Annotated in this window: 22 protein-coding genes; 9 read left to right on the top strand and 13 right to left on the bottom strand. The window is 32.8% G+C overall.

What is annotated here, in order from left to right:
- Positions 1-169 precede the first annotated feature (169 nt).
- Positions 170-1075, bottom strand: a complete 906-nt coding sequence (locus tag AC5M21_RS13520; RefSeq protein WP_008788865.1) for an AraC family transcriptional regulator — start codon at positions 1073-1075, stop codon at positions 170-172.
- 154 nt (positions 1076-1229) lie between these two features.
- Here AC5M21_RS13520 and AC5M21_RS13525 point away from each other — a divergent pair, with 154 nt between their 5' ends.
- The 8 genes from AC5M21_RS13525 to AC5M21_RS13560 all read left to right on the top strand — a co-directional run bounded on the left by AC5M21_RS13525 (position 1230) and on the right by AC5M21_RS13560 (position 10008).
- Positions 1230-2627 carry a carbohydrate ABC transporter substrate-binding protein gene (locus tag AC5M21_RS13525; protein ID WP_008788864.1) on the top strand — a complete coding sequence of 466 codons (1398 nt, stop codon included), beginning with the start codon at positions 1230-1232 and terminating at the stop codon, positions 2625-2627.
- Between the two features lie 68 nt (positions 2628-2695).
- The gene (locus AC5M21_RS13530) at positions 2696-3592 is read left to right on the top strand and encodes a carbohydrate ABC transporter permease (RefSeq protein ID WP_117599089.1); all 897 of its coding nucleotides are present in this window, start codon (positions 2696-2698) and stop codon (positions 3590-3592) included.
- A 12-nt stretch (positions 3593-3604) separates the two neighbouring features.
- Entirely contained in the window at positions 3605-4483 is an 879-nt protein-coding gene (locus tag AC5M21_RS13535) for a carbohydrate ABC transporter permease (RefSeq protein ID WP_008788862.1), read from the top strand.
- Positions 4484-4495: 12 nt separating this feature from the next.
- Complete coding sequence (locus tag AC5M21_RS13540; protein ID WP_008788861.1) at positions 4496-4663, top strand: DUF6903 family protein; 168 nt, start codon at positions 4496-4498, stop codon at positions 4661-4663.
- Between the two features lie 11 nt (positions 4664-4674).
- A complete protein-coding gene (locus AC5M21_RS13545; protein ID WP_117599088.1) occupies positions 4675-5799 on the top strand; it encodes an ABC transporter ATP-binding protein in 1125 nt (374 codons plus the stop codon).
- Between the two features lie 3 nt (positions 5800-5802).
- Entirely contained in the window at positions 5803-7956 is a 2154-nt protein-coding gene (gene gnpA / locus AC5M21_RS13550) for a 1,3-beta-galactosyl-N-acetylhexosamine phosphorylase (protein WP_117599087.1), read from the top strand.
- Positions 7957-7973: 17 nt separating this feature from the next.
- On the top strand, positions 7974-8894 hold the full coding sequence (locus tag AC5M21_RS13555) for a sugar phosphate nucleotidyltransferase (protein WP_117599086.1): 921 nt from the start codon (positions 7974-7976) through the stop codon (positions 8892-8894).
- A gap of 1 nt (position 8895) precedes the next feature.
- Positions 8896-10008, top strand: a complete 1113-nt coding sequence (locus AC5M21_RS13560; RefSeq protein ID WP_117599085.1) for a phosphotransferase enzyme family protein — start codon at positions 8896-8898, stop codon at positions 10006-10008.
- Positions 10009-10063: 55 nt separating this feature from the next.
- Here AC5M21_RS13560 and dtd read toward each other — a convergent pair whose 3' ends face one another.
- Entirely contained in the window at positions 10064-10519 is a 456-nt protein-coding gene (gene dtd, locus AC5M21_RS13565; RefSeq protein ID WP_054688954.1) for a D-aminoacyl-tRNA deacylase, read from the bottom strand.
- Positions 10520-10593: 74 nt separating this feature from the next.
- Here dtd and AC5M21_RS13570 point away from each other — a divergent pair, with 74 nt between their 5' ends.
- Complete coding sequence (locus AC5M21_RS13570) at positions 10594-11859, top strand: replication-associated recombination protein A (RefSeq protein WP_117599084.1); 1266 nt, start codon at positions 10594-10596, stop codon at positions 11857-11859.
- A gap of 38 nt (positions 11860-11897) precedes the next feature.
- Here AC5M21_RS13570 and AC5M21_RS13575 read toward each other — a convergent pair whose 3' ends face one another.
- From AC5M21_RS13575 to AC5M21_RS13625, 11 genes are all read right to left on the bottom strand, one after another.
- Complete coding sequence (locus AC5M21_RS13575) at positions 11898-12623, bottom strand: helix-turn-helix domain-containing protein (protein WP_054325357.1); 726 nt, start codon at positions 12621-12623, stop codon at positions 11898-11900.
- 106 nt (positions 12624-12729) lie between these two features.
- A complete protein-coding gene (gene miaA, locus AC5M21_RS13580) occupies positions 12730-13641 on the bottom strand; it encodes a tRNA (adenosine(37)-N6)-dimethylallyltransferase MiaA (protein WP_117599082.1) in 912 nt (303 codons plus the stop codon).
- Positions 13634-13993: a phage holin family protein gene (locus AC5M21_RS13585; RefSeq protein WP_008788852.1), complete on the bottom strand. Its 360-nt coding sequence runs from the start codon at positions 13991-13993 to the stop codon at positions 13634-13636. Before AC5M21_RS13585 ends, miaA begins: the two co-directional genes overlap by 8 nt.
- Positions 13994-15829, bottom strand: a complete 1836-nt coding sequence (gene mutL, locus AC5M21_RS13590; RefSeq protein WP_117599081.1) for a DNA mismatch repair endonuclease MutL — start codon at positions 15827-15829, stop codon at positions 13994-13996.
- A gap of 13 nt (positions 15830-15842) precedes the next feature.
- Positions 15843-18335, bottom strand: a complete 2493-nt coding sequence (gene mutS / locus AC5M21_RS13595; protein WP_117599080.1) for a DNA mismatch repair protein MutS — start codon at positions 18333-18335, stop codon at positions 15843-15845.
- Positions 18336-18441: 106 nt separating this feature from the next.
- Entirely contained in the window at positions 18442-18948 is a 507-nt protein-coding gene (gene cotE, locus AC5M21_RS13600) for an outer spore coat protein CotE (protein ID WP_008788849.1), read from the bottom strand.
- Positions 18949-19099: 151 nt separating this feature from the next.
- The gene (locus AC5M21_RS13605) at positions 19100-19972 is read right to left on the bottom strand and encodes an AraC family transcriptional regulator (RefSeq protein ID WP_117599079.1); all 873 of its coding nucleotides are present in this window, start codon (positions 19970-19972) and stop codon (positions 19100-19102) included.
- Positions 19973-20091: 119 nt separating this feature from the next.
- Positions 20092-21600: an IMP dehydrogenase gene (locus tag AC5M21_RS13610; protein ID WP_117599078.1), complete on the bottom strand. Its 1509-nt coding sequence runs from the start codon at positions 21598-21600 to the stop codon at positions 20092-20094.
- A gap of 66 nt (positions 21601-21666) precedes the next feature.
- Complete coding sequence (locus AC5M21_RS13615) at positions 21667-22014, bottom strand: YlbF/YmcA family competence regulator (protein ID WP_008788846.1); 348 nt, start codon at positions 22012-22014, stop codon at positions 21667-21669.
- Positions 21998-23440 carry a tRNA (N6-isopentenyl adenosine(37)-C2)-methylthiotransferase MiaB gene (gene miaB, locus AC5M21_RS13620; protein WP_008788845.1) on the bottom strand — a complete coding sequence of 481 codons (1443 nt, stop codon included), beginning with the start codon at positions 23438-23440 and terminating at the stop codon, positions 21998-22000. The genes AC5M21_RS13615 and miaB overlap by 17 nt, the downstream gene beginning before the upstream one ends.
- A 77-nt stretch (positions 23441-23517) precedes the next feature.
- Positions 23518-23763: a hypothetical protein gene (locus AC5M21_RS13625; RefSeq protein ID WP_008788844.1), complete on the bottom strand. Its 246-nt coding sequence runs from the start codon at positions 23761-23763 to the stop codon at positions 23518-23520.
- Positions 23764-23785: the final 22 nt, after the last annotated feature.

Below are 23785 nucleotides of genomic sequence, written 5' to 3' on the forward strand. Positions count from 1 at the left end.
CGTCGAGTGCTCACTTATAATATCATTTCTCCTCTCCCTTGTAAAGTCTTTTTTTAAAAAAATGATATTTTTTTTCAATTCTCGTTTTCTATCTATAAAATAATTGAAAATATAACAAGAAAAAAGCAGTTTTAACCAATCAGTTCCTTTCTATATTATATAATATATTTTATTCACTACTTATTGATTTAAATATATATTGCTTTTGATACATTGCGCTATCATCTTTTTTCTTTTCTTTGTTATTATATATACTCTCATCACGATATTGTTTAGGAGTCATATTTGTATTCTTCTTAAATATTTGCGAAAAATAGGATTGTGATGAAAAACCAACAGTCTCAGATATTTCAGCAATTGATAAACTGGTTGTCGTCAAAAGTGATTTGCATTCTTTAATTCTTCTTTCAATGAGATAATTAATAGGAGATATACCAATATTATTTTTAAATTCATGTGCCATATAATATTTATTCATCTTCATAAATTCTGCTAATGATTCTAATGACATATCTTCAGCGTAGTTTTGATCAATATATTGACAAATCATTCTGATTTCTCTTTTCATAGGTTTTTGAATGGGATTATCACTTAAATTTAATTTCATATATCTCACAACTTTTAATAAAAATAAATCAAACAATTTCTGACATACTGTCTCATATCCAGTCAATTTTTCTTCGCTCTCAGTTAAAAGATGAGTAATATAGTATTGGATATCATCATTGTTTTTTTCAAAACTTTGATATAAAAACTCATTATCTTCACCATTTAGACCAAAGGATAGATTCTCCACACCAAGAACAACATACTCTAATGGATGATCTCCATCACTATCTTCATGATGATAAACATTTGGATTTACAATAATCATATCATCTTGTTTGACATCAAATGTATCATTTTCAACAGTAAATTTCCCCTTTCCTCCAACAACATAAAATATCTCTGAAAAAGGATGAAAATGCATTAATGATGTCCAATCATTTTCAAATTTAGAATACGTAATATAGATGAGTTTAGCCTCATAATCAAAAACATCATTTTTAGAAATGTCTATTCTATTGTTGCTCATAAAAATCTCCTTCCATATTTTTCCATTTATATTTTATTATTTTTTTGTACAAAAAGCAATATATATAAAACAATTAACAATTTTCGAGTAGATAAAGCGGTTACATTTAGATATATTGGTATTAGAAGATATCATGAAGGAGGAAAACAAGAAAATGAAAACAAAAAAAGTGTTATCTTTAGGACTTTCTGTTTTGATGTTAGGTTCTTTACTTGTTGGATGTGGAAACAAAGATAAAGATACCAGCACTGCTGAAGGGAAAACATTAACAATTGCCGGTCTTGATGGTGGTTATGGTACTGAAGGCTGGAAAAAAGTCATTGAAAAATTTGAACAGGATAATGGTGTAAAGGTTAATGCAACATTTGATAAAAAAATCAGTGATGTTGTCAGACCAAAAATCACTGCTGGGAAAGATGTTCCTGACATCATTTATTTAACTGTAGGAGGTGTTGGCGGTTTAACTGATACACTTATCAAAGAAAAACAAATTGCTGACATTTCTGCATTATTAGACACTGAAATTCCTGGTGAGAGCACAAAAGTCAAAGACAAAATTCTATCTTCATTTGTTCAAGGAGCAACTGCTGACCCTTATGGTGATGGAAAATTATATTTAGCACCATTAAACAATGCCCCTTGTGGATTATTCTATAACGCTGGTTTATTCAAAGAAAAAAATTGGGAAGTTCCAAAAGATTGGGATGGAATGTGGAAATTAGCTGAAGAAGCTAAAAAAGAAGGAATTTCATTATTCACTTATCCTACTGCTGGTTACTTTGATGCGTTCTTCACTTCTTTATTAAACGCTACTGCTGGTCCAGAAACTTATGCCAAATTAATTAGTTATGATGTAGATGCTTGGAAACTTCCTGAAGTTAAAGAAGCATTTGAAATCGTTGGTAAATTAGCAAAATATACTGCTCCTACTACAGTCGCAAATGCTAATGGTGATAACTTCACAAAAAATCAACAATTAATCATTGATGGTAAAGCATTATTCTGCCCTAATGGAACTTGGTTACCAGGTGAAATGGCTGCAACAACTCCTGATGGATTTGAATGGGGAATTACTGGTATTCCTGCTGCTAAAGCTGGTGGAGATTCATATTCAACTAACTTTGTAGAACAAATGTATGTACCTGAAAAAGCTGCAAATAAAGAATTAGCAATGAAATTCATGGCTTATTGTTATAGCGATGAAGCTGCTGACTTATTCTACAAATATGGTGCTTTAGATGAAGAAGCAATGAAAAAGAGTGAAGATCCTAAAAAAGAAATTTACAAAGCTGGTTTCTTAATTCCAATCAAAGGTTCTGAAAAGAGAGTTGCTGAATCTGATAGTTTCATGTTTACAATGGCTGATAAAGGTGTCAAAACTAACAGTTCAACATTTATGGCAGCAAATGCTGTTGAAGGTGTGACTTTAACTGGTGAAACTGGAATCTTATTTGGTTCTATTAACTCAGTTGTCTCAGGTGATAAAACAGTTGATGAATGGTATAATGCTTCAGTAGATGCAGTTCAAAAAATTGCAGATGCTAATAAATAGTTTCATAAAAAACACGAGGTAGGCGGTGGGAACACCGCCTATTCTTATAAGTAAGAAGGAGGATTACTATGAATAAGAAAAAAGAAAAAAGACGTTTTATCATTTTATGTCTTGCTCCTGCAGTTATTTTATTCACAGTTTTTATGGTTTATCCAACCATTAATGTCTTCTTAATGTCGACATTAAAATGGGGAGGATTTTCTGATGAAAAAACATTTGTTGGGCTGAATAACTTTTTAATTCTATTTAAAGATATGAATTTTATTAGAGCTTTCCAAAATACTATATTTGTTATCGTTATTGTCACAATATTTACACTTGCTTTAGCAATTATCTTTGCATCCATATTAGTTAGGGAGAAGTTAAAAGGACAAAATTTTTTTAGAGTTATCTTTTACATTCCTAATATATTATCAATTGTTGTTATCGGGGCTATTTTCTCAGCTATTTATGACCCCTCAGCAAATGGATTACTGAATAGTTTTTTAGGGTTATTTATGGGTAAAGATTGGCAGGGTATTCCTTATTTAGGAAATCAATCTATTGTCATGTATTCAATTGCTTTTGCATTAATTTGGCAAGCCATTGGATATTATATGGTTATGTATATGGCAAGTATGTCATCTATCCCTGCTCATTATTATGAAGCAGCTGAACTTGATGGCTGTGGAAAAATTAAACAATTCTTTACCATTACTCTCCCGCTTGTTTGGAGCAACATTCGTACAACTTTAACTTTCTTTGTTATCAGTACAATTAACTTAAGTTTCTTATTGGTTCAAGTTATGACTACAGGTGGACCAGATGGAGCCAGTCGTGTACTTCTCTTCTATCTCTATGATCAAGCTTATAACAATGCAAGTTATGGTTATGGTATGGCTATTGGTGCTATTACATTTATCTTCTCATTCTTATTAAGCGCTGTTATTAATAAAGTGACAGAACGTGAAGAATATGAATTCTAAGGAGGGACACACATGAAAAAAGAAAAAATAAGTAGTGGAAAACTGTATAAAATATTTGTGTATGTTGCCTTAATTACACTTGCTATATCGATAATAGTCCCTGTTGTATGGGTATTTATGTCATCATTAAAAACAAATGCGGAATTCCAAGGAAGTCCATGGTCATTACCTGCTAGTTTTTATATTCAAAACTTCTTAGATGCCTTTGAAAAGGCCAATATGGCTGAATATTTCTTGAATTCAGTTATTGTTACAGCATTAGGTCTATTGTTACTTGTTGTTATTGCATTACCTGCATCTTATGTTTTGGCAAGATTTGATTTTAAAGGTAAAAAATTCATTAATACAGCCTTTATGGGAGGTTTATTTATCAATGTTAATTATATTGTTGTACCAATTTTCTTAATGTTAACATCTTGGGATGATGTTGTTTATGACATGATTGGTGATTTCTTCTTTTTAGATAATATTGTTGTTTTAGCCGTTGTTTATGCAGCAACTGCTATCCCTTTTACAGTTTATCTTTTAAGCAGTTATTTTAGAACTCTTCCTAAAGCTTATGAAGAAGCAGCATTTATTGATGGCTGCGGATATTTTAAAACAATGATTAAAGTTATGGCTCCCATGGCAAAGCCAAGTATTATTACAGTTATCTTATTTAACTTCTTAGCTTTCTGGAACGAATACATTATTGCATTGACATTGATGCCAGGGGCTTCTAAGACATTACCAGTCGGATTGGTCACTTTATCTAAAGGACAAATGGCTGCTGCAAACTATGGTCAGCTATATGCTGGATTGGTTATTGTTATGCTTCCAACATTGATTTTGTATATCATGGTCCAAAAGAAACTTACCCAAGGGATGACTCTTGGTGGATTAAAAGATTAGAGGTGAACTGATATGAGTAATACAACAAAAAACATAATCGCTGCTATTTGCTTTGTCATTTCATTTGGACTGGTTTGCATTGGACAGCAAAATGTTGGCTATGCTGGACTAGGGATGGAACTTATTGGTTTGACTGGTTTATTGGTCTTACTATATTTATACAACAAGAAATATAAATAGGAGGAAATATAATGGCTACATTATCACTTAAAAATATAGATAAAATATATGACAATAATGTTCAAGCTGTCTTTGATTTCAACTTAGATATTGCTGATAAAGAATTTATTGTTTTTGTAGGTCCTTCCGGATGCGGAAAATCTACAACACTTAGAATGATTGCTGGATTAGAAGATATTTCAGCAGGAGAACTTTACATTGATGATACTTTAATGAACGATGTTGCTCCAAAAGATCGAGATATTGCAATGGTATTTCAATCATATGCGCTTTATCCTCATATGACTGTTTATGATAACATGGCTTTCGGTTTAAAGATTGCCAAAGTTTCAAAAGATGTTATTGATCAAAAAGTTCGTGCTGCTGCAAAAGCTTTAGATATAGAACAATACTTAGATCGTAAACCAAAAGCTCTTTCAGGTGGACAAAGACAACGTGTTGCTTTAGGAAGAGCAATCGTTCGTGAACCTAAAGTCTTCTTGATGGATGAACCATTAAGCAACTTAGATGCAAAACTAAGAGTTCAAATGCGTGTCGAAATCCTAAAAATATATCAACAGCTTGGAACAACATTTATTTATGTTACTCATGACCAGACTGAAGCAATGACAATGGGAACGAGAATTGTTGTTATGAAGGATGGTCGCGTTCAACAAGTTGCTGCCCCTACCTATCTTTATGAACATCCTATTAATAAATTCGTTGCTGGTTTTATCGGCAGTCCACAAATGAACTTTAGAGATGGATTGATTGAAGAAAAAGACAATCAATTATCAATTGTTCTCTCAGATATAACACTTACCATTCCTGAAGACAAGGCAAAAATTCTTAAAGCATGTGGTTATGTTGGCAAAACTGTGACAATGGGTATTCGTCCAGAGGATATTTCAACTCATCCACAATATATCATGCATCATCCTGAGGCTTCATTCCAAAATCAAGTCGATGTTGTTGAACTCATGGGCTCAGAAAGTTTTATTCATATGACAAAAGATAATGCTCCTTTTGTAGTAAAAGTCCCAGGAAGTACACCACTTAGAGCTAATGATGAAGGTTCATTTACTTATCTTATGAATAAAGTTCATTTTTTTGATAAAGAAACAGAATTAAATATATTAGAAAATCACGAGGGATAAAACATGAAAAATTATGGAAGACTCACACTCCCTACTGACTTAGATGTGATTGATCAGACAATTGCATTAAAGGAAAAACTAGGAGCAGATGCAATTAGAGATTGCGATGGCACAGAAATGCCAAAAGAACTTTTAGATTTAGATGCAAAAGTTTATGCAACATATTATACAACAAGAAAAGATAATGATTGGGCTTTAGCAAATCCTGAAGAGATTCAACAAGAATATTTAATAACTGATCGCTATACTGCTAAAGAATCTTCACTAACAATCACCTTAATGAAAGGTTTCCATACAGAGCAATTAAAACCAAACTTTATTGACGACCCTCATATTTGGTGGGAAGTTATTGACCGCACCACTGGTGAAATCGTCCCAACAACATGCTGGACATATAGTGAAGATAATGGAAGTGTCACAATCCAGGCAATACCTTATCATATATACACCGTCAGTTTCTTAGCTTTTTTGATTTGGGATCCTGTTCATATGTATAACTTTATTACCAATGACTGGAAGGATGCTCCTCATCAATTAACATTTGATGTTCGTCAACCTAAAACACAAGTTTTTGTCAAAGAAAAGTTGAAGAAATTCTGTGAAGATAATCCTCATGTAGATGTAATTCGTTTCACAACATTCTTTCATCAATTCACTTTAACCTTCGATGATCAAAAACGAGAGAAATTTGTGGAATGGTTTGGATATAGCGCTAGTGTTTCCCCATATATTCTCAAACAATTTGAAGAATGGGCAGGTTATAAATTTAGACCAGAATTCATAGTAGATCAGGGTTATCATAATTCGCTTTTTAGAGTGCCTTCACGAGAGTTTAAGGATTTTATCAATTTCCAACAACAGGAGGTTTGCAAACTTGCGAAAGAGTTAGTTGACATTGTGCATAGTTATGGCAAAGAAGCAATGATGTTTTTAGGCGATCATTGGATTGGAACAGAACCTTATGGACCATATTTTGAAACAATTGGACTAGATGCAGTTGTTGGTTCAGTTGGAGATGGTGTAACAATGCGTATGATATCTGATATTAAAGGCGTTAAATATACTGAGGGTCGACTCCTTCCCTACTTCTTCCCAGATGTTTTCTGTGAAGGTGGCGACCCAATTGGCGAAGCACATACCAATTGGTTAAAAGCAAGACGTGCAATATTAAGAAGTCCTTTAGATCGTATTGGATATGGTGGGTATTTAAAATTGGCCTTGGAATGGCCTGGATTTATTGATACAATTACTCATGTTGTTAATGAATTTAGGGATATTCATGATACAATCCAAGGAACAAGTGCATATGTTTCTCCATTTAAAGTAGCGATTTTAAATTGCTGGGGATCATCTCGCCGTTGGATGAATAATCAAGTTCATCATGCTATTTGGTATCGTGAAATTTATTCATATGTTGGTATTATTGAATGTTTAAGTGGGATGCCAATTGATATTGACTTTATTAATTTTGATGATATTAAAGATGGCGTCTTAGACCAATATAAAGTCGTCATCAATGCTGGGAGCGCTTATACATCATGGTCAGGTGCCAAAAATTGGATTGATGAAGTCGTTGTTACAAAGGTAAGACAATGGGTTGATCAAGGTGGTGGATTTATTGGTGTTGGTGAACCAACAGCATATCAGTACCAAGGACAATTCTTTCAACTGAGTGATGTCTTAGGTGTTGATAAAGAAATTGGCTTTACATTAAGTCATGATAAATACAATGAAGTGAATTCGCATCACTTCTTATTAGAAGACATTGATGGTCATATTGATTTTGGCGAGGGAATGAATGGCATCTATGCTCATGGTGAGAATTATCAAATATTAAATCAGCACCATGGATATGCACAATTGGTAACAAATACTTATGGAAAAGGCCGCAGCATCTATTTTGCTGGATTACCATACTCACCACAAAACTGTCGCTTACTTTTACGAGCAATCTATTGGGCAGCAGGTAAAGAAGATGAAATGAAAAAATATTATGTCAGCAATGTCAATACAGAAGTTGCTTCATTTGAAAGTGTGGGTAAGATTGCTGTCATTAACAACACAACAGAAGCATTATTCACCGATCTTTATGTTTCTGGAAACAAAGTTGAAACTCTCAACTTATTGCCAATGGAACTTCGTTGGATAACTATATAAAGAAAGGAGCGATGATTATGAAAAAACCTGTACTTGTTATTATGGCGGCTGGAATGGGGAGTCGTTATGGTGGTTTAAAACAAATAGATCCCATTGATAGTGATGGTCACATTATTATTGACTTTTCTATTTTTGATGCCAAACGTGCTGGTTTTGAAGAAGTGATTTTTATCATAAAAAGAGAAACTGAAAAAGATTTTAAAGATGCCATCGGAAATCGTATGTCAAAAATAATGAAAGTTCATTATGCATATCAAGAAATCAATGATATTCCATTGGGAAACATCATTCCACAAGGACGCCAAAAACCTTGGGGAACAGCTCATGCAATATATTGCTGTCGTGATATTATTGAAGGTCCTTTTGCAGTCATTAATGCTGATGATTATTATGGTGTTGAAGCTTTTCAATTAATTTATGATTATTTATTGCAGCATGATGATGATACGCAGTATCGTTATGCCATGGTAGGATACCAAATCGAAAAAACACTGACAGAACATGGAACAGTTGCCAGAGGTGTCTGTGAAGTTAATGAGCAACACAAATTAATCAATATTGTTGAACGTACTAAAATCAAAAAAACAGTTCATGGTGCTGCTTATAGTGAAGACGATTATATATGGTATGATTTACCAAGTCAAACAACTGTCTCTATGAATCTTTGGGGCTTTACAAAGAGTATTATTAAAGAAATCAATAATGGATTACAATCTTTTTTAGATGATGGTTTAATTTCCAATCCACTAAAATGTGAGTATTTCATTCCAAGTGTTGTGAGTCATTTGCTTGATCAAAAAAAGGCAACAGTAGAAGTCTTAACAACAAAAGATCAATGGTACGGAGTCACTTATAAAGAAGATAAACCAGTAATAATGAAAGCTATTAAAGACATGAAGACAAGTGGTATTTATCCACAAAAGTTATGGGGTGAATAAAATGACAAAAGAAAATTATTTATTAAAGGAAGTCATTTCTCATTTTGATTTCGTTGGCACTTTAATATCTTGTGAACCTTATGGAAGCGGTCATATAAATGATACTTTTCTTCTTGAATACAAAATAAGACATATGGGAGTTGTGCCTATTATCTTACAGAGAATGAATACAAATATTTTCAAACAGCCAATAGAGCTCATGGAAAATATCCTTAATGTGACAGCCTTTTTAAGAGAAAAGATTATCGAAAATAATGGTGATCCAGAAAGGGAAACACTGACTGTTATCCTTAATAAACAGGGGCTTCCCTTTTATAAAGATAGTCACAATCAATACTGGCGTGCATATCATTTTATTACATGTGCCACTGGTTATGATGAAGTCAAATGTGATGAGGATTTTTATCAAAGTGCGTTAGCTTTTGGTAAATTCCAAAGTCTGCTTGCTGACTATCCAGCACAAACACTCCATGAAACAATTCCTGATTTTCATAATACGAAAGTCAGATTTGAAGTCTTTAAAGCAGCAGTTGAAAAGGATATCTGTGGACGTGCAAAAGATGTCTTAACAGAAATTCAATTCATTTTAGAGCGTGAAGATGTTGCTAATGTTCTAACTGATATGCAAAATGCTGGTAAACTTCCACTTCGTGTAACCCATAATGATACAAAATTAAATAATGTATTAATTGATGATAAAACACATCAGGGTATATGCGTTATTGACTTAGATACAGTTATGCCTGGTTTGGCTATTAATGATTTTGGTGATTCGATTCGTTTTGGTGCAAGTACTGGTGCTGAAGATGAAAAAGATTTATCTCTTATTCAGTGTGATATGCATCTCTTTGAAGTCTATACAAAAGGTTTCATTGAAGGGTGTGATGGCAAACTGACTGATGAAGAAATCAAAGCATTACCTCTAGGTGCCAAAGTCATGACCTTTGAATGTGGGATGCGTTTTTTAACTGACTACTTACAAGGTGACACATATTTTAAAATAAAATACCCTGAGCATAATTTAGATCGTTGCAGAACACAATTAAAATTAGTTGCTGATATGGAAAAGAAATGGGATACAATGAATGAAATTGTATCTAAATACAATAAATAATACTCCTCTTGTACAAAAAAAGTATATTCTTCATTTAAAATGAGAATATACTTTTTTAACCTTTACAAATATCTTTGCTATCAAGAAGGATTGTCACAGGACCGTCATTAATAAGCGAAACCTTCATATCAGCACCAAATACACCTGTTTCTACGTGTATACCTGAATCTTGTATTTTTTGATTATAATAGTCATAAAGTGGGATTGCTGTATCAGGTTTAGCAGCATCAGTGAATCCAGGACGTCTTCCCTTACGGCAATCTGCATATAAAGTAAATTGCGAAATAGATAAAATTGCTCCCTGGACATCCGTTAAAGACAAATTCATCTTTCCCTGATCATCTTCAAAAATACGTAATCCTATCATTTTATCTATCATTTTATCTACAATAGCTTTTGTATCACTTTCACAGAAGCCTACCAGAGTCATATACCCTTTTTGAATACTTCCTTTTATTTGTCCATCAATACTTACAGAACTCTCTTTTACTCTTTGTATAACAATTTTCATAAGTCTCTCCTATCATTCATTACTTAAAAATGTTATACTTATTATATCAAAAAACAAGGAAAAGGAAAGATTTTATGGCAACGACTTTAGCACATCGCATGCGACCTACATCTTTAAAAGATGTTCTTGGGCAAAAACACATTATAGGAGAAAACGCATTGTTTACCCAGTTCGTTAAAAAACATCATCCTATGTCAACAATTCTATATGGTCCTCCAGGATGTGGAAAAACAACATTGGCAAGTGCACTTGCCAATGATTTAAATATACCTTATCGTATCTTCAATGCTTCAACAGGAAACAAAAAAGAAATGGATATCATTATTGAAGAAGCCAAAATGAGTGGTGAATTATTTGTTATTATTGATGAAGTTCATCGTTTGAATAAAGATAAGCAAGATCATTTATTACCACATATTGAAAACGGATTGCTGGTGATTGCTGGCTGTACAACAGCTAATCCATATCATTCTATTAATCCTGCGATTCGTTCTCGTTGTCAGATTGTTGAAGTAAAGCCTTTAGATGAAGAAGACATTATAATCGGTCTTCATCATGCTCTGAATTGTGAAAACGGACTTAATTATCAATTTAAAGTAGAAAATGGTGTCTTAGAATATATTGCAAAACTGAGTAGTGGAGATATTCGTTATGCATATAATTGTTTAGAAGTCGCAAGTATCCTTTGCGATGCAGATACGATTACATTACAAATGGTCAAGCAATCTTTAACAAAAGCAAATGCTCAATTTGATAAAGATGAAGACCAATATTATGATACACTAAGTGGTTTACAAAAGTCTATTCGTGGAAGTGATCCAAATGGAGCTATGTATTATTTAGGAAAATTAATTGAGGCAAACGATATAGAATCATTAGAACGACGTGTGATAACAACTGCTTATGAAGATATAGGACTGGCTAATCCTAACGCTTGTATGCGAACTGTCATAGCCTTTCAAGCCGCAAAAGTCATTGGCTTCCCAGAAGCACGTATTCCAATAGCAAGTGCTATCTTAGATTTATGCTTATCACCTAAATCAAAGTCATCAGAACTCGCTATAGATGCAGCACTTTCATCACTTGCAACTCATCCATACAAAGCCCCAAAATATTTACGTTTATCACCTGTAGGTCTTGAAGATGATGAAAAGTATGATTATAATCGCCCTGAACTTTGGGAATATATTCAATATCTTCCTGAACCACTTAAAGGAGAACAATTCTATATTCCATGGATGACAAGCAATTATGAAAAAGCCTTAGCTGAAAATTATCGTCGTATTTTAAAACATGGCAGAACGAGTCATCTAAAAGAACTCAATAATAAGAAAAAATAGTCCCAAAGTGAACTTCACCTTAAAGACTATTTTTTTATTTATGCAAACAGTTGTAGGATCCAATGAGGAATAGATTCAGGAATAGATTTTAAAAATCTAAAAATCTCAGCGTTAGTGAAATTTGAACCCTGTAAACAATAATCACCAGATGCACTTGCACCTATTGCAATATGCCCAATAGCTCCTCCTCCAATCGCTATGTGAGAAGCAATAGCAAATCCTCCACACGCATAAATACCTATTGCCAATCCACCAAGGGCAATGTAACCAACACCCACACCACCCAATGCTAAAATTCCTACAGCCAATCCTGCAAATGTTAATAAGCCCAGTGCTAAACCACCAAGGCTAATGATCCCAACCGCAAGACCCCCAACACTTATAACACCAATAGCTATATTTCCTAAAGCAATAATCCCTTTGGCCACTTTTCTTCCACGACCAAAATGAATATGCACGAGTGGTATACCACAAATATTTATACGGCTTTTATACTCGTATGACATTGATTTTCTAAGAACACGATGTAACTGTTCATCCGAAATAACTGCTCCTTGAATAACTGCTTTTTCACCTTTAACAAGTTCATCTAATGAGATTTCAAAAATATTTGCTATTTCAACCAATCCCTCTAATTCAGGAATAGAAGCGCCAGACTCCCATTTGCTTACTGATTGTCTTGAAACACCCAATAAATATGCAAATTCTTCTTGTGAATATCCTTTCTGTTTTCGTAGACTTGATAAATTTTCATATAGTTTCATATAATTTCCTCCGACAAACCCATTATATAATAATTCTCCCCAAACACAATCAACTAGCACTTAGAAATATGTCAACCAACAGTTGCAAAGCAAAAGAAAAAGATATTTAAACACAAATATCCCTAAGAACATTCTGAACAGTCTTCTCAAAATCATCTATTTGAACATTATACCAATGAACATCAAACTGATTCTTAAACCAAGTATATTGCCTTTTCGCATATTGACGTGAATGTTTCTTAATATTTTCATAAACAGTCTCTTTATCAATAATTCCTTCAAAATAATCAAACCATTCTTTGTAACCAATAGCTTTCATGCTTTGATAACTTCTTTCTAATCCTCGATGATAAAGATCTGTCACTTCTTTTTCCAATCCCTGCTCCTTCATAGCATCAACACGCTGATTAATTCTGCTATAGAGAAGTTCTCTTTCAATTGTCAACCCCACAAAATAAGCATCATACAAACAAACATGCTGTTGTAAAGCTTCGATATCACTTTTCTTTTGCCCAGTCTCTTCATAAATTTCAATAGCTCTTAAAACGCGTTGGCGATTATGTGGATGGAGTTCTAAAGCACTTTTTTCATCAATATTTATGAGATGCTGGTAGAGTTGTTCATTATCATAATCTTTATACTTATCCCTAAAGATTTCGTGATTGTCTTTTGTTTCACTGAATTCATAATCATAAAGAGCAGCTTTAATATATAAGCCAGTCCCTCCAACAATAATTGGCAGTTTCCCTCTTCTTGTTATATCATCAATTTGAAAGCGGACAGCATCTTGAAAATCTTTAACACTATATTCATCAGTTGGTTCTAAAATATTAATACAGTGATGAACAATACCTGACATTTCCTGTTCTGTGACTTTGGCAGTTCCAATATCCATGCCCTTATAAATTTGCATAGAATCGCCACTAATGACTTCACCATTCATGGCTTTTGCAAGCTCTACACCCATTTTGGTTTTACCAACACTTGTAGGCCCAATCACAACTATGACTCTAGTCATTGATTTTTCCTATTCCTAATAAACTATATATAATAGAAATACAAATCGATGCAATGATTGTTAATCCAAATGAAGTAATTTGAAAATCAGGAGCCAATATATCAGTTGCTAATGTTAATATAAATCCATTAATAATCAATTGAAAAATCCCTAAAGATAAAATGGTAATTGGCAGAGCTATAATTGTTAAAATAGGCTTAATAAATGTATTCAATAAAGCCAAAACAAGAGCCACTAAAAAGGCCACTCCAAAGTCTTTGACATAGACACCGTCAAACCAATATCCCATTAACATAATAACGCATGCCCCTAGAGCAAGCTCTAGAATCAAACTCATAATTCCTTTTTTCATTTATACCACCCTCTTAAATAATTTTTCTAATTCATAATCACTATAAAATAATATTGTCGGTCTTCCATGTGGACAAACATACGGATTTTCACATCGCATAAGATTATCAAAGATTGTTTGCATATCACTTGGTGATAAATAAGTATTTGCCTTTAATGACGCTTTACAACTCAATGTTGCAATTGCATGCTCTTGTAAAGCAACAACATCTAAATGATTTTTCTTTAATATTTCTTGAACCATCTCATCAACAAATATATTTTCATCTATTTTTTTCATCCAAAGTGGCAGATTTCTTAAAATATAACCATGTTCTCCAAACACTTCTAAATAAATTCCAACTTTTTCTAATATTCCCTTACGTTCCTCTAAAATTAAAAACTCACTCATGGGATACTCAAATTGTAATGGAACCAATAATGGCTGCATAGTTAAATCAAGATGCGAAAATTGTTCTTTATAGTACTCATAGTTTATACGCTCTTGTGCTGCATGCTGATCGACCATATACATCCCTTTTTCATTTTCACCAATTAAATAAGTCCCATGAATTTGTGTTTTAGCATATATTTTCTCTTTAATTGGCTTTTGCTGGAAAGTCTCATGAGAAGTTGTTTTCTCCAGACTTTTATGAGACATTTCATCGTTTTGATAAATAACCTTTTCTTCTTGCACCATATTAGCGTATTGTTCATCTAGCAAATCAGCTGTTTGCGAATCGTGCGATACAGACTGCACTGCTGGTTGTATATAAACAATTGGCTTTTCTTCAGGTAAATCAAAAGTGACTTGATCAAGCTGAGGCTTAAATGTTTCTCTTTCAGTTTGTTTATTCTTTACTTGATAAGTTAAGTCAACTTGTTGCAGTGCATCCAAAACACCATTATAAATCAAATCTCTTAATTCATATTCTTTAGAAAAACGAACTTCTAATTTAGATGGATGAACATTGACATCAACTAAATAAGGATCAACTTCAATATTGATAACAGCAATTGGATAACGGTTATCAGCAAGATAAGCACGATATGCACTATTAATAGCATCAATACTCATTGCATTTTTTACATAACGATGATTGACTAATGTAATAATGTTTGTCTTTGATGCTCGCGATGTATCAATTTTACTTATATAGCCACTCATTTCAAATTCATCATTCTCTAATGAAATAGGAAGCATATTTTTAGCTGTCGATACACCAAACATACTTGCAATGACTTCTAATAAATTTCCTTTTCCATTTGTCTGAAAAATCATTTTATCATTATGATATAAGGTGATTGCGATTGTAGGATATGCTAGAGCTATACGTTCTACATACTGATGTATAGATGCAAATTCACTATTTACAGATTTAAGGTATTTCAAACGGGCTGGAACATTTTGAAAAAGTTTTGTAACTGTCATTTGAGTCCCTCTAGGCAAATCACAAATACCTTCATCTTTATATTTACCAAATTCATATTGGACATAAGTTCCTTCTTCACCTGTTGAAGTTCTTAAATCAAAATGACTGACCGAGGCAATTGAGGGGATGGCTTCCCCACGAAAACCAAGAGTCATAATATTAAATAAATCATGGTCATCTTTAATTTTACTTGTGGCATGACGAGAAAAACAGAGCTTCGCATCTTCTTTAGCCATTCCTTCCCCATTATCTACAACCTTAATTTTCTGAAGTCCACCATCTTCAATAAATACCTCTATACGTGTTGCGCCAGCATCAACACTATTTTCAACCAATTCCTTAACAACACTAGAAGGTCTTTCAACAACCTCACCAGCTGCAATTTTATTTGATAGAACATCATCTAATTGTCTTATTTTTGCCATAAATTCACCTCACTTATAATAATTTCTTGAGTTCAATTAATGTACTTAAGGCATCTATTGGTGATAATGCCATAGGATCTATTCTTGATAACGTCTTTTCAACTTCACTTTCTTTTTGAACAATGACTGGTTGCTCAACTGTTTCACTAATAACCGTTTCAATATTATTATCTTCTAAAGACTTCAAAATAATTTTCGCTCGAGCAATCACTTCATCAGGCAATTTTGCTAATTGAGCAACATTGATACCATAAGAACGATGACTTCTACCAGGTTTAATCTTATACAAGAAAACAATATGATCACCTTCAACTGAGGCACTTGCATGCACATTTTGAATCTTAAACTTTTCATCCATCATTGTTAATTCATGATAATGTGTAGAAAATAATGTTACACAGCGAATAGATGTTGCTATATACTCAATCATTGCTTGCGCAATAGCCATCCCATCAAACGTTGCAGTTCCACGCCCTATTTCATCAAAGATAATAAGTGAATTTTGTGAAGCATAGCGCAAAGCATTGTTAGCTTCTAACATTTCAACCATAAATGTTGACTGTCCTGAAATCAAATCATCACTTGCACCAATGCGTGTAAAGATTTGATCAAATACAGGCAAATTAGCATGTTCACAAGGCACAAATGAGCCAATCTGTGCCATAATAACACATAATGCAATTTGACGCATATATGTAGATTTCCCACCCATATTTGGACCAGTAATCAAAAGAATAGGTGCATCATTTTCGATATGTAAATCATTTGGGACGTAGTTTTGTCTGGAAATGACCTGTTCAATCACACCATGACGTCCATTTGTGATATCCACAATATGTTGATCATTAAATGTTGGACGAACATAACCATTATGACTTGCCTTGGATGCTAATGACTGATAGACATCAACTTGAGCTACAACGCTAGCTACATCTTGAATAGAATGAACATCCTTTTTTATATACTCTCTCATTTGAACAAAGATTTCATATTCAAGTGCCACCATTTTATCATGAGCACTCAAAATTTTTGCTTCCATCTCTTTTAATTCAGGTGTAACAAATCTCTCAGCATTAGAGATACTTTGTTTTCTCGTATATTCAAATTCATCTTTAATCATAGGCAAATAACTCTTTGTAACTTCAATATAATAACCAAATACTCTGTTATACCCAATCTTTAACCCTTTAATTCCTGTTCTTTCTCTTTCCTTTTGTTCAAATTCACTTAACCACTGTTTTCCATTCTCACGAATATAACGCAACTCATCTAACTCTTCATTATAACCATCTTTAATCAATCCACCTTCTTTAATTGTCAATGGTGGATTATCAACAATAGCCTGATCAATTAAATCAGTAATATGCGTTAAATCTAATAATTGTTCTGCAAGACTATGAGTATATTGATTATCAAGTGACAACAATTGATGCTTTAATTCAGGAATCACCTTCAATGAAGCAGCAATCCATTTTAAATCTCTCGCATTAACATTTCCAAAAGCAATTCTTCCTGCTAATTTTTCAATATCATAAATATCATTAATAATATCCTTAATCGTTTCTCTTTCAATAAAATTATCAATTAAGATTTCAATGATATCCATTCTTCTTTCAATCTTTTCCTGATTAATTAATGGTCTTTCAATCCATTGACGTAAAAGTCTTCCACCCATTGCTGACTTTGTATCATCTAATAACCATTGCAAAGTCCCATAACTCTCATTATCAGCATTCTTTACAAGTTCTAAAGATTTCTTTGTATAAGAATCCATATAAATAAAATCTTCTGTTTTCACTTCCTGAATAACTTGAATATGACCTAATTCTCTTTTTTGAGTCTCAAGCATATAATTAAGTAAGATTGAACAAACTTTAATTTCTTTTAAATCTTTTATATTTTCAAAGACTTTCTTATAAGAATCATTAAATTTATCATTATGATATTGTGAAATAAATACCTGATCAAAATGAATATCTTCATCAACAACCAATTCTCTCAAACCTAAAGAATCAATCTGATTCTTTAATAAATGCTCCTGTTTATCAATATTCACAACATAGAACTCTCCAGTCGAAATATCACAATAAGCCAAAGTATAATTAAAATCAAAAACACCTAAAGCCCCAATATAATGATTTCTTTTCTCATTAAGAGAACCATCCATAATCGTTCCTGGTGTTACAATTTGAACAACTCCACGCTCAACAATTCCTTTCTTCCCAGGATCTGTTAATTGTTCTACAATAGCAACCTTATGACCTAAATCAATCAATTTTTGAATATAACCACTCACTGAGTGGAATGGTACTCCACACATAGGAACTCTTTCTTTAACCCCAGCATTTTTACCCGTTAAAGCAAGTTCCAAAGCCTTTGAAGCAATGACAGCATCATCAAAAAACATTTCATAGAAATCACCTAATCTAAACATCACTATAGCATCTTTATTGTCTTCTTTTATTTTTAAATATTGCATCATCATTGGTGAATATTTTTGTTTCATTTTATCACTCCTCATATAACTAGTACATTATAGCATAATTTGTCAAATAATGAAAAGAATTCCTCTTACAAAAGCTAGGAATTCTTTTCATAAATACATATAATAATCAACTTTTAATGAAGTCAGGATTGATTTCTATATCTTCAAATTCATCCCAAACTTCATCCTCATTCTTGACTTCTACTTTGATACAAGTTTCACCACTGATTTCTATCTGCATTTCTTTCTCAACTTCAATCGTCACATTGTAATCACTATGTGACGCAGACAAACATTTTGGCTTTTCACGGCATCTTGCTTTGACTTGATCAGTTGTCTCAAAATCTCGTGATTCTTTCTTTGTGACTTGCATATCATCAATATAAGTGACTTGATGCCTCTCCACAACCGAATCCATTTCATCATGGCAGCTATACCAAACATGCACATCATAAGTCCCAACAATCTTAGGAACTCTATTTTTAATAGCTGCTTCATAATGATGATTTGTAATCCAACATCCAAGTATGTCATTTGGACAATCTGTCAAAGTAAAAGTATAGGTACATTTGGATAATTTTTTCCCCTTCGCCACAATTGCCTTCGTATAAATCTCTCTGATATTATTGCTCATAAATCCACCTCCATATACTATATGACAAAAAACATGATATAACACAATTTTTTATAATTATTGTATGATATCATGCTTATTTATGAAATTTCATTTTTTATTCTGGCAATTGATATTTGGTCTAGAAACTCTTATTTAAATACTCTATCCATTATATTTTTGGTGTCTGAAGTTTTGCCCATAATTCTATATAACAGTTTTTTGAAAACGGTTGAAAATACTTCTGGACTAGCAATGGCTCAGGAATCAGATGATGTTGGGGTAACCACCTTTCATACAAATACTGGCTTGCCTTATATAAAGCAACATTGACTAAAGTATCAAAATCCTCTGCTTCATAACGACATACAACATACCTTCCTTTTGGCATTACTCTTGTTTCCAAATGAAAAGGATTATCTTTAGATTCTATTCCAACGAAATAATCAAAATAATTTGCATCTTCACAGGGAGTTAAAATATCTACACCTGCTTGATTTTGATTGATTTCAAAATCATCCCATAGCGATGTGAGCTGATTAACTTTAGCTTCCCCGATTTGAGACACAAGTGAAATCGTACTTTTGCCAATAAATTGAATATCTTCTTCACATTCATATTCATTAATTTCGATAACCATATCATCAACAATATATGGTTTCCCTTCCTCTATAAAAGAATAATTCAGAGATAAATCCGGCTGAACAAAAAAGTCCAGATGAATATTTGAATCTCGATATTCAGATGGTGTTATCGTATAAACATTTTTAAACACCTTTGTAAAATGACTATGACTTTGAAAACCACACTCGATTGCGATCGCTAAAATGCTTAAATCAGACTCCTTTAATAGTTTTGCAGCTTTGGCAAGTCTCCTCAGCTTAATATATTCAGCAATATTTTTATTTACCAAACGATTAAACAAACGCTGAAAGTAATATGGTGATAAATATACTCTATGTGCGAGTATTTCAACATTTAAATCACAAGCTAAATTGTTTTCTATATATGTAATTGTTTCTTGAATCGGTTCCCATGCAACCATTATTCACTCCTCCTTTTCTAGTTCAAGTATATCATTGACAGATTATTTTTGCTTGTCTACAAATGCTTTTCTCTAAAGAAAAAAGTATCTGTTCAAAACAAACAGACACTTTCTATATTTTATTGATTATGTGACGGAGTCGAATCTTTTAAAACAACATCATGTGCTCCACCTTCTACAATGCTTGTAGAAGAAACAAGAGTGATTTTAGCTTTTTCCTGTAATTCAGGAATAGATAATGCCCCACAGTTACACATTGTAGACTTAATTTTTGCTAATGATAAACCAACATTATCTTTTAATGATCCAGCATAAGGAACATAAGAATCAACACCTTCTTCGAAAGAAAGTTTCTTATCTCCACCTAAATCATATCTTTGCCAGTTTCTTGCACGGGCACTTCCTTCACCCCAATACTCTTTCATGTATTGTCCATTGATATTCACTTTATTTGTTGGTGATTCATCAAAACGAGAGAAATATCTACCTAACATAATAAAGTCTGAACCCATTGCCAAAGCAAGAGTCATATGATAATCATGAACAATTCCACCATCACTACAGATAGGGATATAAATACCAGTTTCTTGGAAGTATTCATCTCTTGCTTTAGCGACTTCAATAGTTGCTGTTGCTTGGCCTCTTCCAATTCCTTTTTGTTCACGTGTAATACAAATAGAACCTCCACCGATTCCTATCTTTATAAAATCAGCACCAGCATCTGCTAAGAATCTAAAACCTTCAGCATCTACTACATTACCAGCACCAACTTTTACAGTATCACCATAATTTTTTCTAATCCAATCGATTGTCAATTTTTGCCATTCACTAAAACCTTCACTTGAATCAATGCATAGTACATCTGCTCCAGCTTCTACCAAAGCAGGAACACGTTCAGCAAAATCCCTTGTATTAATACCAGCACCAACAACATATCTTTTAGAGTGATCTAACAATTCATTTGGATTTGATTTTCTTGATTCATAATCTTTTCTAAAAACAAAATATTCTAATTTTTGATTTTCATCAATAATTGGTAATGCATTTAATTTGTTATCCCAAATAATATCATTTGCTTCTTTCAAAGATACACCACTATGAGCAGTCACTAATTTATCAAATGGTGTCATGAATTCAGATACTTTTGTATCCATATCCATACGAGATACACGATAATCTCTTCCTGTTACTATCCCAACTAGTTTTCCATTCGCTGTTCCATCAATTGTTACAGCCATTGTTGAATGTCCAGTCATCTCTTTTAATTCAATAACATCCTTTAATGTTTGATCTGGAGCAATATTTGAATCACTAGGAACAAACCCTGCTTTATATGCTTTGACCTTTCTAACCATTTCTGCTTGTGACTCAACAGATTGAGAGCCATAAATAAATGAAACCCCACCTTCTCTTGCAAGTGCAACTGCCATTGTATCATTAGATACAGATTGCATAATTGCAGATACAAGAGGTATGTTTAATGAGATAGCAGGTTCTTCACCTTTTTTAAATTTTACCAAAGGTGTTTTCAAGCTTACATTTTTAGGTTGACACTCTGCACTTGAGTATCCTGGAACTAATAAATATTCATTAAATGTGTGCGATGGTTCATCAAAAAAATATGCCATGTTTTCTCTCCTTTTTCCGACTTTTGTTTTGTAGTTTATTGAAAGATTATATAGATTTTTGTATCTTTAGTCAACCTTTTTCTGTAATTGTTCATTAATATCATCTTGTATTTGAGTAACAAGGTCATTGACCTCTTGCTTCAATAAAAGATAATTATAAACAATTGGATTTTCATCAAATAATTTTCTTTTGTTTTCATAACTTTCAATAAGTTTTTGACAATCAATTCCTTGATGTTTAGCATTAACAATTTGCTTTTGTATATCTTTGAGTTCTTCTTCAGTGTTTAATAAATCAGGGTTGTTATGAATAAGAGTTTCATATTTTTGAAACTCTTTAACGACTTCTTGATCCAATATCCACTGATTAAGAGCTTTCGCTTTTTCTTCTATTTCCTTATTCAATTTCTTCACCCTTTAAAGCCCATGTCTTTACTTCGGTCACTTTCACAGGAACAATCTGACCAATATGATCTTGATTACCTTTAAAATTAATAAGTTTCTGATGTCTCGTATATCCGGTCAACATATTATCATCTTTTTTAGATGTTCCTTCTACCAAAACCTCAACTACTTCATCTAGATATTTTTGATTTTGTTTTAATGCCTTTTCATTCACTAAATCATTCAAACGATAAAGACGTTGTTCTTTCGTATGAATATCAATATCATCTTCCATTTTAGCGGCTGGCGTACCAGCACGAGGCGAATAGATAAATGTATAAGCTAAATCATATTCACAATGTTCATACAATGTTATTGTATCTTCAAATTGTTCATCTGTTTCACCAGGGAAACCAACAATAATATCTGTTGTAATTGTACAATCAGGTATTTTGGTTTTAATTTTATCAAATAATTCTAAATATTGTTCACGGCTATAACGTCTACCCATACGTTTAAGAACTTCGCTATTTCCTGATTGAACAGGCAAATGAATTGCTGGCATAATATTATCATATTGAGCAATTGTATCAATCATATCATCTGTAAAATCCCATGGATGACTCGTTGTAAATCGAATACGCGGAATGCCCGTTTGAGCAACATCAGCTAATAATGATGCAAAATTATAACCATCATCAAAATCCTTCCCATAAGAATTTACATTTTGCCCCAACAAAGTGATTTCTTGATATCCTTGTGCCTTTAATTCATTCACTTCTTCAATAATCTCATTTTTTAAACGTGATCTTTCTTTTCCACGAGTATAAGGAACAATACAATATGTACAGAATTTATTGCAGCCATACATAATATTAACCCATGCTTTATACGGATGAGCACGATGACTAGGAAGATTTTCAATAACATCTCCTTCTTTTGACCAAACTTCTAAGACCATCTCTTTATCTAACATGGCCTGTTTTAATAATACTGGTAAACGATGAATGTTATGTGTTCCAAAAATCATATCCACCTGCTGATGCTTTTCAAGAATTTTTTGAATAACAACTTCCTCTTGTGCCATGCAACCACAAATTCCAAAAATAACATTTGGATTAGTACGTTTCACCTTCTTAAGATATCCAATTTTTCCAAAAACTTTTTCTTCCGCATTTTCTCTAATTGCACATGTATTCAATAAAACAACCTGGGCATCCTTAATCTCATCAGTTGCTTCATAGCCTAAGCTTTCTAAGATTCCTGCCAATGTCTCTCCATCACGTTCATTCGCTTGACAACCATAAGTTTGAATAAAATACTTCTGTCCTTTTCCTATCCCAATCATATCTGCTGGAACTTCATAAGCATCATCAATATGATGAATCTCATCTTTTCCTCTATGCTTTGCATCTCTTAATGATGGCCCTTTAAAATATTCACTATAGTCTTTCATTTTTTCACCACTTTCTGTCTTATTATATCAAATATTATAAAATAGAAAAGAAAAAAATAAGGACATTGTCCTTATTTTTAACCAAAGAAACCATCTGGTTGAATTGAAAAATATAATACAGCTCCCTCAGGAGTCTTTTTGAAAAGTCCTTTGCAATAAGCAGAAGCTTCATCAGGTGATAATTCTGTTTCACATTCGATTTCAGCTTTAATTCCAGTTTTCTTTACAAATCTACATTTTACTTTCTCATCTTCATATCCATCGAAAAAGTCGATTAATTTTTGAGTTTGAGCTGTTTGCATTAATAATTTACATTTAGCCATAATATTTCCTCCTTGTATTTCT

It is taken from the genome of Coprobacillus sp., assembly GCF_984815275.1.

Coding starts and splice junctions, on each gene's coding strand:
- mutL (WP_117599081.1), bottom strand. CDS start 15,829: ATGGCAAAAATAAGACAATTAGATGATGTTCTATCAAATAAAATTGCA.
- AC5M21_RS13585 (WP_008788852.1), bottom strand. CDS start 13,993: ATGAAAAAAGGAATTATGAGTTTGATTCTAGAGCTTGCTCTAGGGGCA.
- miaA (WP_117599082.1), bottom strand. CDS start 13,641: ATGACTAGAGTCATAGTTGTGATTGGGCCTACAAGTGTTGGTAAAACC.
- AC5M21_RS13570 (WP_117599084.1), top strand. CDS start 10,594: ATGGCAACGACTTTAGCACATCGCATGCGACCTACATCTTTAAAAGAT.
- AC5M21_RS13610 (WP_117599078.1), bottom strand. CDS start 21,600: ATGGCATATTTTTTTGATGAACCATCGCACACATTTAATGAATATTTA.
- miaB (WP_008788845.1), bottom strand. CDS start 23,440: ATGAAAGACTATAGTGAATATTTTAAAGGGCCATCATTAAGAGATGCA.
- AC5M21_RS13575 (WP_054325357.1), bottom strand. CDS start 12,623: ATGAAACTATATGAAAATTTATCAAGTCTACGAAAACAGAAAGGATAT.
- AC5M21_RS13545 (WP_117599088.1), top strand. CDS start 4,675: ATGGCTACATTATCACTTAAAAATATAGATAAAATATATGACAATAAT.
- AC5M21_RS13525 (WP_008788864.1), top strand. CDS start 1,230: ATGAAAACAAAAAAAGTGTTATCTTTAGGACTTTCTGTTTTGATGTTA.
- AC5M21_RS13625 (WP_008788844.1), bottom strand. CDS start 23,763: ATGGCTAAATGTAAATTATTAATGCAAACAGCTCAAACTCAAAAATTA.
- AC5M21_RS13605 (WP_117599079.1), bottom strand. CDS start 19,972: ATGGTTGCATGGGAACCGATTCAAGAAACAATTACATATATAGAAAAC.
- dtd (WP_054688954.1), bottom strand. CDS start 10,519: ATGAAAATTGTTATACAAAGAGTAAAAGAGAGTTCTGTAAGTATTGAT.
- AC5M21_RS13530 (WP_117599089.1), top strand. CDS start 2,696: ATGAATAAGAAAAAAGAAAAAAGACGTTTTATCATTTTATGTCTTGCT.
- AC5M21_RS13560 (WP_117599085.1), top strand. CDS start 8,896: ATGACAAAAGAAAATTATTTATTAAAGGAAGTCATTTCTCATTTTGAT.
- AC5M21_RS13520 (WP_008788865.1), bottom strand. CDS start 1,075: ATGAGCAACAATAGAATAGACATTTCTAAAAATGATGTTTTTGATTAT.
- mutS (WP_117599080.1), bottom strand. CDS start 18,335: ATGAAACAAAAATATTCACCAATGATGATGCAATATTTAAAAATAAAA.
- gnpA (WP_117599087.1), top strand. CDS start 5,803: ATGAAAAATTATGGAAGACTCACACTCCCTACTGACTTAGATGTGATT.
- AC5M21_RS13540 (WP_008788861.1), top strand. CDS start 4,496: ATGAGTAATACAACAAAAAACATAATCGCTGCTATTTGCTTTGTCATT.
- cotE (WP_008788849.1), bottom strand. CDS start 18,948: ATGAGCAATAATATCAGAGAGATTTATACGAAGGCAATTGTGGCGAAG.
- AC5M21_RS13535 (WP_008788862.1), top strand. CDS start 3,605: ATGAAAAAAGAAAAAATAAGTAGTGGAAAACTGTATAAAATATTTGTG.
- AC5M21_RS13555 (WP_117599086.1), top strand. CDS start 7,974: ATGAAAAAACCTGTACTTGTTATTATGGCGGCTGGAATGGGGAGTCGT.